Source organism: Kaistella yonginensis, from assembly GCF_030409525.1.
GTDB classification, from domain to species: Bacteria; Bacteroidota; Bacteroidia; order Flavobacteriales; family Weeksellaceae; genus Kaistella; species Kaistella yonginensis.
Genome location: NZ_JAUFQB010000044.1, coordinates 1 through 11988 on the forward strand (window position 1 = coordinate 1; position 11988 = coordinate 11988).

Here is an 11988-nt window from a genome sequence, read left to right on the forward strand (position 1 = left end):
ATAAAATCTTGATGATCTGAACTTCTGAAAATTTACTGTTTTTCATAGTCTTCCAAATTTAAAAACTATATTTTTAAATGTTCTTATTTTTGGGGAAGATTACATGAAAATTAATGACTACATATTAGCTGAAAAAAGCATTCATAATTATGCTAAAATAATTGGTGAAATCTCAAACCTATATTTATTAAAACAAGATGATTTTAGCCATACTAATATGGTTTGGGATAGTGATAAAAAAGTTTTAAAATCAAGAGAAATAGTATTGCCAAATAATTTTATAGCTACCATTGAATACCACCCAAATCATTTTCATTTTCATATTGCCACCAACTGCCCTAAACTTAAGGAACCAATGGTTCTAACAAGAAATAATAATCTTAATTACATAATTAAAACTTTCCAAAACAATTTGAATCTTATTGGATTGGAAGGGGGAAAAATCCAAAATATGGATTTACCATACCCAGAGTATCTATCATATACAGAAAAACCTTTTTTACCAAGTAAAAACGCCATCCATTTATTTGAAAAAATTAGGACTAATGTAAATAATACATTGCTAGAGCTTTTAACCCATAACAATTTTAAAAGTGAAGTAAGAATCTGGCCTTATAATTTTGATACAGGGATATATTGTAAACATCCAGACGGATTGGAACAATTTGGAGGATATGCACCTGCAGATGCTATTTCTGAATTCCCATATTTCTATAATAGTTTTTATAAAGATGGAAAAGCATTCTTGCCTAATATAAACCAGCAACTTGATTTTGGATATTGGATGAATTCAAACTGGAAAGGAGTTATTTATCCTTTTAAAGAACCTAACGAAGTTGATCTTTTCCTTTCTAACGGAGCACTATTTTTAAAACAAACAACAAATAAATTTTTAAACAAATAATATTTTTAAGATGAAATTAAACGAAAATAATCTATTGGGTGCAGTTACTGAATTAAGAGCTAAAGGATATGAAGACGATTATATTGTTGATAGAAATAACCTAATTTGTACAAACTCAAACAAATGTTTGGCTCATAATGATTTTGATGTGGAAAATGCTTTTCAATTTGAAATCACAGAAAATGCTATCGACTCACAGTTTTTATTTACAATTAAAGACAAACAAACGCAAAACAAAGGGCTTTTAATTGATCTAATGGGGTCTTATTATTACGACGATACACTTATTTCAGAAAAATTAAAAGTCCCTATGGATATGTATGTTTGTGAAGATAGCTCGCCAATGAAATATGGGATGCCTAAAATATATAAAGATATATTTAATCAAAATCCTGAAAGATTTGAATTACGAATAGACTATCCTGACATGCCTGCTTGTCCATTTGGTAATTCATTTAAAGCGTTAGGATTTGATAAAGAAAAAAGGGAATATGTATGGATGGTAACAAGCATAATTAAAGATGATAGATTAAAAAAGGTAGTATATGCTAAATAAGAGAACTTTTTACAATAATAAGATGTTTCTTTCAGGCATTATGTTTAGTATTATGTTCTGTTTTGTTGGAATTTTATTTCCTAAAAAGTTGATGTCTTTTTTGTCTTTTTTAAATGATTTTATTTTAGATAAATTTGGAGTTTTCTACTTATCATTTGGCTTACTAATCGTTCTAATTACACTAATAATCGTTTTCTTGCCTTTTAGTAGAAAAAAAATGGGAGAAACAAATCCAGAATATTCCTATTTCTCTTGGATTGCTTTGCTGTATAGTACAGGAATGGGCTCAGGATTGTTATTAAGAGCAGTTCAAGAGCCAATGTTTTATTTGCAAAAACCACCTATAACAGTCTATGATTCTAAGCAAATAGCTCTTCAATACACTTTTTTCCACTGGGGGCTTACTCCTTGGGCAATGTATAGCATTTTTGGGTTAATTGTTGCTTACAACCTTTATAACAGAAATGAGAAGAATTTTTTAACAGCAATTGTATCGAATATTAAAAACAGCTTATTAAGAAAAACCATCCCTTTGTTCATTATAATAATCACTATTGCAGGAGTTATTGCTTCTCTTGGTTTGGGTACAAGTCAATTTATAGGTGGTTTAAATCAATATTTAAATTTAGATTTAGGCTATAAATCACTGCTGATTACAGTTTCAATAATAGGAATAATAGGAACACTGTCTGCTCTAACAGGAATTTCAAAAGTGATTAAATACTTGGCCGATTTTGACATGATTGTATCATTACTATTATTATTATTTGTAGCTTGTTTTCTTAATTTTCAAAATTATTTTCACAATACAATCTACGCAATTTATCATTATATTATTCATTTCTTCGAAATGAGTTTGTCAGTAGGGAATTTTAAAGCTTCAGAGCGATTTACTAAAGATTGGACTGTTTTTTATTGGGCTTTTTGGTTGGCTTGGGTTCCGTTTACTGGAATATTTATAGCTCGAATTTCAAAAGGAAGAACGATAAGAGAATTTATTTTTGCGACCATTTTAGTGCCTACAATTGCAACCATAATTTGGTTTTCTGTTTTTGCGAATAGTGCTTTCGAAATTGTAAAAAATTCAAGCATCAGCCAATTCGATAATGTTTTCACTTCTTTGTTTATTTTTTTAGAGCACTACCCTCTTTCTATTATTACTGTTTTTTCAGCAACTATTCTAGTACTAGTTTCTATAATTAATTCAGTCGATTCCGCTATTTTTGTTTTAGGAATATTTAGCGATCACGGAAAGGAAGACCCATCAAAAAAACATAAAATATTTTGGGGCATAATCATCACAGCTTCCGCGATCGGGCTGAGCGCAGTTGGTAGTAACGACTTACTGAATGCAATTAGTAACTTACTTATCATTCTGGCATTGCCATTTAGCCTTTTATACCTATTTATAATAATTTCTTTCGTAAATAAATTAATTAAAAAACAAACAAAATGAGAGTTAAAAATGAAATTTGGATTGCTACTGGGTTAAGAACTCCATTTGCAAAAGCAGAAAAAGAGCTTAAAAATGTATCTGCACTTGATATGTCGAAAGAAGTATTAAATAAAATGGTAGAAAAAGCAAAAGCCAAACCCGATTTCGTAATTTGGGGAACAGTCGTACCAACATTAAAGTATAGTAACATCGCTAGAGAAGTCGTAATGGACTCTAATTTAAAAGAAGAAACAATTTCTTTTTCTACAGTTTTAGCATGTAGCAGCTCTTTACTTGCAGCTATAGAAGCAAGTAGTATGATTTCAGATGACGAAACTGCAATAGCAGGTGGTGTTGAGTCTTTTAGTAATGTTCAAATTGGGCTAAATGATAAATCTTCAAATTGGATTAAGAATTTTTCTTTAGCTAAATCTTTCATGGATAAATTAAAATTAATCCCCGGTTTTTTTTCACTTCGAATTCAGACACCACAAAGTGTAAATAGAAGTACAGGAAAAAGTATGGGTCAGCATGCAGAAATTACAGGACAAAGGCTAAATGTACCAAAATTAGAACAAGATGAATTAGCCGTGCTAAGTCATAAAAATTATTTTAAAGCAAAAGAAGATGGGTTTTACCAAGACTTATATTTTCCAGCATTTGGTTTAGATAAAGATGCCATCCCAAGAAAAGAAACATCTGTAGAAAAAATAGCGCATTTAAAACCCGTTTTTGATCGTTCAGAAAAAGGGACAATAACAGCTGGCAATTCTTCTCTTTTTACAGATGGTGCCGCTGGAGTCTGGGTTGCGGGTAAAAATGCAATTAGTAAAATTAATTCTCCATATAAAGCTAGATTGCTCGACTGGGAATTGGCAGGAGTAAATATTGAGGAAGAAGGGATTTTAATGGCACCAACAGTTGCTATTCCAAAAATGCTCGAAAGAAACAAGCTAAATTACGATGACATTGATATCTGGGAAATACATGAGGCATTTGCATCGCAGGTCCTTGCAACTATTATAAAAATTGAAGATAAAAAGCATCTTCAAAAACTAGGTGTCGATTTTGATTTTGGAAAATTCCCAATGAAAAAATTAAATCCCAATGGTAGTAGTATTGCAATAGGTCATCCATTTGGAGCAACAGGAGCTAGAATATTAAGCCAAACCGTAAAAGAACTGCATCAGCTAGGAGAAAATAAAAAAGCGGTAATAAGTGTTTGTGCAGATGGTGGTTTGGGTGCAGTTGTATTAATAGGAAATTAATTAGAAATAAATATAATGTTAAATCAATTTAAAAAAGAGGTTCTTGACGGGCTAAGTAAAACACCACAAAAATCTCTTCCATCTAAATACTTTTATGATAAAAAAGGAGATGATTTATTTGTGCAAATAATGGCTTTGCCAGAATATTATCTAACACGTTCGGAAATGGAGATATTCCAAGAAAAAACAGAGGATATTATATCTGCACTAAGTTTAAACAAAGAAAATAAATATAGCTTAATTGAGTTAGGTGCTGGAGACGGAACAAAAACGGTACATTTATTAAAAGCATTGGTTAATAAAAATATTAATTTTGAGTACTTTCCAGTAGATATATCTCAAAATGCTTTAGATGGAATTAAATCCTATTTAAGAACTGAAGTTCCAACCTTAATAGTCAAACCTAATCATAATGATTATTTTAAAGCTCTAGAAAATCTAAAACAAGACGGAACAATAAAAATTATTTTGTTTTTAGGGTCAAATATTGGAAATTTAGTTGATGAACTTGCTACCGAATTTATTTATCAGCTAGGGAGTAATCTTTTTAAAGGGGATAAGATAATTCTTGGAGTAGACCTAAAAAAACCTAAAGCAATTGTTTTGCCCGCCTACAATGACAGTAAAGGCGTAACTGCCGAATTTAATCTAAATTTACTCGATAGAATAAATAAGGAACTTGGGGCCAATTTTAATAGAGCGCAATTTGAACATGCACCAACATATGATGAACATATAGGAATTGCAAAAAGTTATATTAAAAGTAAAATAAAACAAAGCGTTATAATTGATGGGATTGAATTTTATTTTGAAAAAGATGAATTAATTCATACCGAAGTTTCCAGAAAATACGATGACCAGGTTTTAAAACAAATTCTTTCTAAAACAGATATTAGATGGGAAAATAAAATAACAGATTCTAAACAATTTTTTGCAAATTATGTTTTAGAAAAAAATTAGACAATAATGAATAAATTGGGAATTATAGGATTAGGCTCAAAATCAACAACCTACTATATAGAACTTCTAAATTTGTTTTACAACAAAAAGCATGGAGGATTTAATACTTGTCCTTTTACAATGGTAAATATTAATTTTAATGAAATTAATCCTTTTTTACCTAATGATTTTATTAATATAAATGGGAACATCCTCCCCTATCTTCATTATATAAATTCATTGAAAGTTAGGGAGCTACTTATTCCTAATATTACGATTCACCAAGCAATAGATAATTTAATCATTACAGAAAAATTTAATTTTAAAATAATCCATCCATTAGATTTACTAATTAGTCATCTTAAATTAAATGGAATAGAAAATGTTATTATTTTAGGTACAAAATACACAATGGAAGGAAATTATATTCAATCAAAACTTAAACAAAATAATATTTATGTGACTAAAGTAACCGAAAATGTTATCAATGAAATCGAAAAAATAAGAATAGAAATATATAACGGCAATCTTGATTACAAAAAAAAATATCTGACAGAATTTGCCCAAAGTCAACCTAATTTAAAAGTGATCCTTGCCTGTACAGAACTTTCTGTTTTGGCAAATCAAAATTCGCTTTTCATAGACATGGCAACTCTACAAATTAAAAAAGCAATAGAAAACTTATAAAAACAAACATTATGTCAAATGCAATTTTTACACCTAAAAAACCTGTAAATGAACCTGTGAAAGATTATGTCGCTGGAAGTTTTGAAAGAATTCAGCTTGATGAAGCTATAGCAAAACTTAAATCAGAAGTAATTGATATACCAATGTATATCAATGGAAATGAAATTACAAGTTCTGAAAAAATAAATATAGTATCACCACACAATCATAACCATACTTTAGGGCTTTATAACAAAGGAAAAAAAGAGCATGTAACCATGGCTATTGATGCAGCACTCAATGCAAGAAAACAATGGGCTAATATGTCTTGGGAACATAGAGCAAGTATTTTTTTGAAAGCTGCAGATTTAATTGCGGGTAAATATAGGGCAAAGTTAAATGCAGCAACTATGTTAGGTCAAAGTAAAAGTGTTCATCAAACAGAAATCGATAGCGTTTGTGAATCAGTTGATTTTTTAAGATTTAATGTTCATTTTATGTCAGAAATTTATAAAGAACAACCAGAATCTCCAGATGGTGTTTGGAATAAATTAGAGTGGCGACCATTAGAAGGATTTGTTTTTGCACTTACTCCATTTAATTTTACTTCGATTGCCTGTAATCTACCAACAAGTGCTGCCATGATGGGCAATGTGGTAGTCTGGAAACCAAGTAATGCACAAATATACAGTGCTAAAGTTTTGATGGATATATATAAAGAAGCAGGATTGCCAAAAGGTATAATAAATATGATATTTCCAACAGGCCCTGATGCAGCAGAAGTTATATTTAATCACCCAGATTTTTCAGGGATTCATTTCACAGGTAGCACTGCAGTTTTTCAAAATATTTGGCAAAAAATTGGGAATAATATTCAAAAATATAAATCTTACCCTAGAATCGTTGGGGAAACAGGTGGAAAAGATTTTATTATGGCACATTCAAGTGCAGATATCGATGCTTTTGTAACAGCAATAATAAGAGGTTCTTTTGAATATCAAGGGCAAAAATGTTCTGCTTCTTCACGAGCCTATGTTCCAAACAGTATTTGGCCGGCAGTAAAAGAAAAATTAGTAGAACAAGTAAATGCAATAAAAATTGGCAGCCCAGAAGATTATACAAATTTTATGAATGCAGTTATTGATGAAAAAAGTTTTGATAAATTAAATTCATATATTAAAGCTGCCAAAGCGGATTCAAATACAGAAGTAATAACCCAAAGTATAAACAGTAAAGAAATCGGCTACTTTATACAGCCAACAATAATTAAAACTAATGATCCAAAGTATGTTACGATGTGTGAGGAATTGTTTGGACCAATTTTAACCTTATATGTATATGAAGATAGTGAATTTGAAGCAATTCTAGATTTAGTAGATTCAACATCAATTTACGCTTTAACAGGTGCTTTTTTCGCCCAAGATAGAGAAGTAATTGAAGTTGCAAGCAACAGGCTAAATCAATCAGCAGGTAATTTTTATATTAATGACAAAAGTACTGGAGCGGTTGTAGGTCAGCAGCCTTTTGGAGGTGCAAGAGGAAGTGGTACTAATGATAAAGCTGGATCTAAAATTAATTTGCTTCGCTGGACATCAGCTAGAACTATAAAAGAAAATTTAGTTCCGCCTACAAATTATAAATATCCATTTATGGATAAAAAATAAAATTAAGCAAATAACTATATGGTTTTTAAAGGCACGTTAGAAGAATATCTATTTGTATCAGAGATAGTTCCTGAAAGAATGTACATGTTTAATAAAGACTTAAAAACAGGATTGTCTGTTATATGGAATATTGGGACTAAAGCAGAATTTATAATAGATAGCCAGCCAATAGCCGTTAAAAAAGATTGTTTTCTTTTTTTAACCAGCTTTCATACGATACAGAAAATTGAATTTGAAAAATTAAGAGTAATCCAGTTTAATCAACCTTTTTATTGTGTTGAAAATCATGATAGTGATGTAGGTTGTAAAGGACTCTTGTTTTTTGGGGCATCAACAATTCCAAAAATTCGAATCGATCATGAGGAAAAGAAACAATTCGAATTAATTTGGAAAGTTCTTGAAATGGAAATTGAACAGAAAGACGATTATTCTTTAGAAATGCTTAAATCGTTGTTAAAAAGATTTTTAATTTTAAGTGTTAGAAAATACAGGCAGCAAAACTTAGATATTAATGAAGATTCTAAGGCAATAGGAATAATTCGAGAATATAATTTTCTTGTAGAAAAACATTTTAAAACCAAGACAACAGTTGCTGCTTATGCTGACATGCTTTTTAAATCACCAAAAACATTGTCTAATTTTTTTAAAATGCATATAGATAAATCTCCTATTGAAATTATCAATAATAGAAGATTACTTGAAGCAAAAAGACTTTTAAAATATTCGAAAATTCCAATACAAGAAATTGCGGAAGAACTTTCTTTTAGTGATGTTCAAGCTTTTAGTAATTTTATAAAAAAGCACACCAACAAATCACCTACATTTATTCGGGATAATTAATTTAAAGGAAATATTTATAAATATTTAGGAAGTTCAAAAAAGAACTTCCTTTTTTTTGTTGAGTAAATTTGCAATAGAAAAGTAAGTTTTTCCTTTAATGCTTTTGTTTTAAAAGAAAATAATTTTACAAATATAAAATATTTCTCATTTTAACCGATTGGTAAAAAATCAATAATCAAGGAAAAATAAACAAATAAAAAGGTATTTTAAAATATAAGTAAAAAGGAATGTGTATATAACTTTGTTTAATAATTAAAACCTAAACATTATGAAAGATAAAATATTAAAATGGAACGATGTACTAAACTTTGCAAACAATGGAAATCCAGCACCAGATAGAAGAGTTGAAAAAAAAGATGAAGAATGGAGACAACAATTAACGGAAGAAGAATTTTACATCACAAGAAAAAAAGGAACAGAAGCTAGATTTTCTGGCGAGCATTGTTCAAGGTATGAACCAGGTAAATATGGTTGTGTTTGTTGTGATAATGAATTATTTGATTCAGGTGAAAAATTTGATAGTGGAACAGGTTGGCCAAGTTTTACACTTCCAATTAAGGAAAATGCCATAAAATATCACAAAGATGGTTCTTTTGGAATGATTAGAATCGAAGTAATGTGTAATGTCTGCGATAGTCATTTAGGGCATGTGTTTCAAGATGGACCACAACCAAGTGGTTTAAGATACTGTATTAATTCAGTGTCGATGAAAAAAATAGATTAATAATATCAAAAACCAATTAAAATGAAAAACATACAATTTATAACCTTTGGAGGAGGTTGTTTTTGGGGAGTAGAAAAGTTTTTACAAGATATTCCTGGAGTTATCGATGCTGTTTCTGGTTATGCAGGAGGAGAATCAATAGACCCTACTTATTCTGATGTATGCGGTGGAAGAACTGGACATGCAGAAGTTGTAAACGTTGAGTTTGATGCAGATATAATTTCTTTAGAAGCCCTAACAAAAAAATTTATCGTTAAATACGGAACAAATTCTAGTTCAAATGCAGATTCTGTTTCACAATATAGATCCATTATTTTGTACCGGAATAATGAACAAAAAGAAGCAATAGAAAAAACGCTAAGCGATGAAAATGGGATTAGAAAATACACTACTCAAATTAAAGCATTAAATAAATTTTATGAAGCAGAAGATTATCATCAAGATTACCATGGGAGTTGTAGGGTAAATGCTTAATAAAAATTTACAAAAAGAATGAAAGATATACAAAAAGCTACATTAGGAGGAGGATGCTTTTGGTGTGTAGAAGCTATAATCCAAAGATTAAAAGGTGTTGAAAAAGTAATTTCTGGGTATACAGGCGGAACAACAAAAGACCCAACATATAGAGAGGTTTGTAATGGAAATACTGGGCATGCAGAAGTTATTCAGGTCACTTTTGACGCTGAGATTATAACTTACGATGAGTTATTAGCTGTATTTATAACTAGTCATGATCCAACAACCTTAAATAAACAGGGTGCAGATTATGGCACACAATACAGATCAGTAATTTATTATCACAATACATACCAAAAAACTGTAGCAGAAGAAGTCATTGCAATAATTAATCCAATTTTTAATAATAAAATAATAACTGAAATTAGTCCTCTTGGTGATTTTTATCCAGCGGAAGCATATCATCAAAACTACTATAATCAAAATAATTCAGCAGGATATTGTAATGCTGTAATTACTCCAAAGGTAAATAAACTCCGAAAAATGTATGCTGATAAATTAAAAGAAAATGCTTAAGATAAAATATTTACTATTAATGATTTTGATGTTTACAACTTTCGGTTGTAAGGGGCAAAAAGAAGATAGTATAAAAATAAAAGTAAAAAAAATGGATACAACAAAAAATAATTATGGGATAGAGGGTCTAAAAGCTCCTGAATGGAAAATTGAACAATGGGTAGATGAAAACGGAAATAAAACCAAGCCAATTCAATTATCTGATTATAAAGGAAAGTTTAAAGTCATATACTGTTTTCAAAGCTGGTGTCCAGGTTGTCATAGCATTGGACTGCCATCACTACAAGTAATGACTGATGCTTTAAAGGATAATGATAACGTTAAGTTTTTAGCAGTTCAAACAGTATTTGAAGGTGCAAGTAGTAATACTTATGAGAAAATGCTTGAAGTACAAAAAAAGTATAATTTAAAAATTCCTTTTGGGCAAGACAATGGAGATGATTCCACAAGAAACATTTCTAATATAATGTATAATTATAGAACTGGGGGAACGCCTTGGTTTATATTTATAGATCAAGATGACAATGTTGTTTTTAATGATTATCATTTAAATACAGAAAAAGCAATTGAATTTTTGCAAACAATAAAGTAGTTTTTTCATAATTAGGTTAATTAGTTGGTATTCCTCCAAGTGTAATAGCTTGGAGGTTTATTTAAAAACAATAAATATAAAAACAGAGAGCATGAAAAATAAAAACAATTTTATAAAAATTGCAATGATGGTTTTTACAGTCTTCACATTACAATCTTGTGCACAAAGCACTTCAAATTCAGAAGCAGAAAAAATAAAAAATTTAGCAATAAGTTCTGTAAACAAAACAGATGCCGAATGGAAAAAAGAACTTTCTGCTGAACAATATTATGTTTTAAGAGAAAAAGGAACAGAAAAACCATTTACAGGAGAATTATTACTCAATAAAGAGATAGGAATATATAAATGCGCTGGATGTGGTAATGAGTTGTTTACAGATGAAATGAAGTTTGATTCACATTGTGGCTGGCCTAGTTTTGACAAAGAAATAGCAGGTGGAAAAATTACCACGAAAGAAGATACTACTTTAGGCATGAAAAGAGTGGAGATAAATTGTGCTAAATGCGACGGACATTTAGGGCATATTTTTGATGACGGGCCAACAGAAACTGGGAAAAGATATTGCGTAAACTCTGTTTCGTTGTCGTTTGAACCTGCTTCAAAAACCAAAAAAGAAATTGTAAAAGCTACTTCTGATACAATTACTCTTGGAGGCGGTTGCTTTTGGTGTATTGAAGCCATATACGAAAAATTAGATGGTGTAAAGTCTGTTGTATCGGGTTATGCAGGAGGACAAACAAAAAATCCATCTTATTATGAAACAAGCTCTGGTAAAACTGGACACGCGGAAGTAACTCAAATTGTTTTTGACCCTAATAAAACTTCAGTTGAAGAGATTTTAAAAGTGTTTTTTACAGTTCATGATCCAACTACATTAAATAGTCAAGGAGCAGACTCAGGAACACAATATAGATCTATTATATTGTATAAAGATAATGAACAAAAAAAGATTGCAACAGAAATTATTGTTGCTCTTAACAAAGCAAAAGTGTATAATAACCCTATAGTAACGGAAGTAAAACCTCTAATAAAGTTTTATAAAGCGGAGAATTCTCACCAGGACTACTATGCGAGCAATATATCAGAACCCTATTGTCAAATGGTGATTCAACCCAAAATAGAAAAATTTGAAAAAATATTTAAAGAAAGGATTAAAAAATAATGGAAACTTCAGGAATTCAACATTATCCAGATTTAAACATGTTTGTAATGAGAGTTGGCGATGATTTTGCTAAAATTGAATATATAGTAAAAAACAACTGCTATTGTAATCTCACCCATCTTAGGCACACTCAAAAGTAGAGTTTTTTGTTAATAATTTATTGTTGTCATTGTTAAAATTTTGTTGGAATGTGGGAAACTCGTTGG

At 30.1% G+C, this 11988-nt stretch carries 13 protein-coding genes; all 13 read left to right on the forward strand.

Annotated features, from left to right (window positions below):
• Window positions 1-103: 103 nt before the first annotated feature.
• The 13 genes from QWY78_RS09480 (at window position 104) to QWY78_RS09540 (ending at window position 11782) form a co-directional block, all read left to right on the forward strand.
• Complete coding sequence (locus tag QWY78_RS09480) at window positions 104-904, forward strand: hypothetical protein (protein ID WP_290219208.1); 801 nt, start codon at window positions 104-106, stop codon at window positions 902-904.
• Window positions 905-914: 10 nt separating this feature from the next.
• Window positions 915-1460 (forward strand): hypothetical protein, encoded by a 546-nt coding sequence (locus QWY78_RS09485; RefSeq protein WP_123904566.1) that lies wholly within the window; start codon window positions 915-917, stop codon window positions 1458-1460.
• Window positions 1450-2916, forward strand: a complete 1467-nt coding sequence (locus tag QWY78_RS09490; RefSeq protein WP_290219217.1) for a BCCT family transporter — start codon at window positions 1450-1452, stop codon at window positions 2914-2916. Before QWY78_RS09485 ends, QWY78_RS09490 begins: the two co-directional genes overlap by 11 nt.
• Window positions 2913-4163 carry an acetyl-CoA C-acyltransferase gene (locus QWY78_RS09495; protein ID WP_116098118.1) on the forward strand — a complete coding sequence of 417 codons (1251 nt, stop codon included), beginning with the start codon at window positions 2913-2915 and terminating at the stop codon, window positions 4161-4163. Before QWY78_RS09490 ends, QWY78_RS09495 begins: the two co-directional genes overlap by 4 nt.
• 15 nt (window positions 4164-4178) lie before the next feature.
• Complete coding sequence (locus QWY78_RS09500) at window positions 4179-5123, forward strand: L-histidine N(alpha)-methyltransferase (protein WP_116098116.1); 945 nt, start codon at window positions 4179-4181, stop codon at window positions 5121-5123.
• A 6-nt stretch (window positions 5124-5129) separates the two neighbouring features.
• Entirely contained in the window at window positions 5130-5789 is a 660-nt protein-coding gene (locus QWY78_RS09505) for an aspartate/glutamate racemase family protein (RefSeq protein WP_116098114.1), read from the forward strand.
• An 11-nt stretch (window positions 5790-5800) separates the two neighbouring features.
• Window positions 5801-7432 (forward strand): L-glutamate gamma-semialdehyde dehydrogenase, encoded by a 1632-nt coding sequence (gene pruA, locus QWY78_RS09510; RefSeq protein ID WP_116098112.1) that lies wholly within the window; start codon window positions 5801-5803, stop codon window positions 7430-7432.
• An 18-nt stretch (window positions 7433-7450) separates the two neighbouring features.
• Window positions 7451-8272, forward strand: a complete 822-nt coding sequence (locus QWY78_RS09515; protein WP_116098110.1) for an AraC family transcriptional regulator — start codon at window positions 7451-7453, stop codon at window positions 8270-8272.
• Window positions 8273-8552: 280 nt separating this feature from the next.
• Complete coding sequence (gene msrB / locus QWY78_RS09520) at window positions 8553-8996, forward strand: peptide-methionine (R)-S-oxide reductase MsrB (RefSeq protein WP_116098130.1); 444 nt, start codon at window positions 8553-8555, stop codon at window positions 8994-8996.
• 21 nt (window positions 8997-9017) lie between these two features.
• Window positions 9018-9470 carry a peptide-methionine (S)-S-oxide reductase MsrA gene (gene msrA / locus QWY78_RS09525; RefSeq protein WP_116098108.1) on the forward strand — a complete coding sequence of 151 codons (453 nt, stop codon included), beginning with the start codon at window positions 9018-9020 and terminating at the stop codon, window positions 9468-9470.
• An 18-nt stretch (window positions 9471-9488) separates the two neighbouring features.
• On the forward strand, window positions 9489-10028 hold the full coding sequence (msrA, locus tag QWY78_RS09530) for a peptide-methionine (S)-S-oxide reductase MsrA (RefSeq protein WP_116098106.1): 540 nt from the start codon (window positions 9489-9491) through the stop codon (window positions 10026-10028).
• Window positions 10021-10620: a peroxiredoxin family protein gene (locus tag QWY78_RS09535; RefSeq protein WP_228420483.1), complete on the forward strand. Its 600-nt coding sequence runs from the start codon at window positions 10021-10023 to the stop codon at window positions 10618-10620. The genes msrA (QWY78_RS09530) and QWY78_RS09535 overlap by 8 nt, the downstream gene beginning before the upstream one ends.
• 91 nt (window positions 10621-10711) lie before the next feature.
• On the forward strand, window positions 10712-11782 hold the full coding sequence (locus tag QWY78_RS09540; RefSeq protein WP_228420482.1) for a bifunctional methionine sulfoxide reductase B/A protein: 1071 nt from the start codon (window positions 10712-10714) through the stop codon (window positions 11780-11782).
• Window positions 11783-11988: the final 206 nt, after the last annotated feature.

What these genes read in the sequence shown, in the direction of transcription:
- QWY78_RS09495 (WP_116098118.1), top strand. Translation starts at nt 2,913, where the DNA reads ATGAGAGTTAAAAATGAAATTTGGATTGCTACTGGGTTAAGAACTCCA.
- msrA (WP_116098106.1), top strand. Translation starts at nt 9,489, where the DNA reads ATGAAAGATATACAAAAAGCTACATTAGGAGGAGGATGCTTTTGGTGT.
- QWY78_RS09535 (WP_228420483.1), top strand. Translation starts at nt 10,021, where the DNA reads ATGCTTAAGATAAAATATTTACTATTAATGATTTTGATGTTTACAACT.
- QWY78_RS09490 (WP_290219217.1), top strand. Translation starts at nt 1,450, where the DNA reads ATGCTAAATAAGAGAACTTTTTACAATAATAAGATGTTTCTTTCAGGC.
- QWY78_RS09480 (WP_290219208.1), top strand. Translation starts at nt 104, where the DNA reads ATGAAAATTAATGACTACATATTAGCTGAAAAAAGCATTCATAATTAT.
- QWY78_RS09485 (WP_123904566.1), top strand. Translation starts at nt 915, where the DNA reads ATGAAATTAAACGAAAATAATCTATTGGGTGCAGTTACTGAATTAAGA.
- QWY78_RS09540 (WP_228420482.1), top strand. Translation starts at nt 10,712, where the DNA reads ATGAAAAATAAAAACAATTTTATAAAAATTGCAATGATGGTTTTTACA.
- QWY78_RS09505 (WP_116098114.1), top strand. Translation starts at nt 5,130, where the DNA reads ATGAATAAATTGGGAATTATAGGATTAGGCTCAAAATCAACAACCTAC.
- msrA (WP_116098108.1), top strand. Translation starts at nt 9,018, where the DNA reads ATGAAAAACATACAATTTATAACCTTTGGAGGAGGTTGTTTTTGGGGA.
- QWY78_RS09500 (WP_116098116.1), top strand. Translation starts at nt 4,179, where the DNA reads ATGTTAAATCAATTTAAAAAAGAGGTTCTTGACGGGCTAAGTAAAACA.
- pruA (WP_116098112.1), top strand. Translation starts at nt 5,801, where the DNA reads ATGTCAAATGCAATTTTTACACCTAAAAAACCTGTAAATGAACCTGTG.
- QWY78_RS09515 (WP_116098110.1), top strand. Translation starts at nt 7,451, where the DNA reads ATGGTTTTTAAAGGCACGTTAGAAGAATATCTATTTGTATCAGAGATA.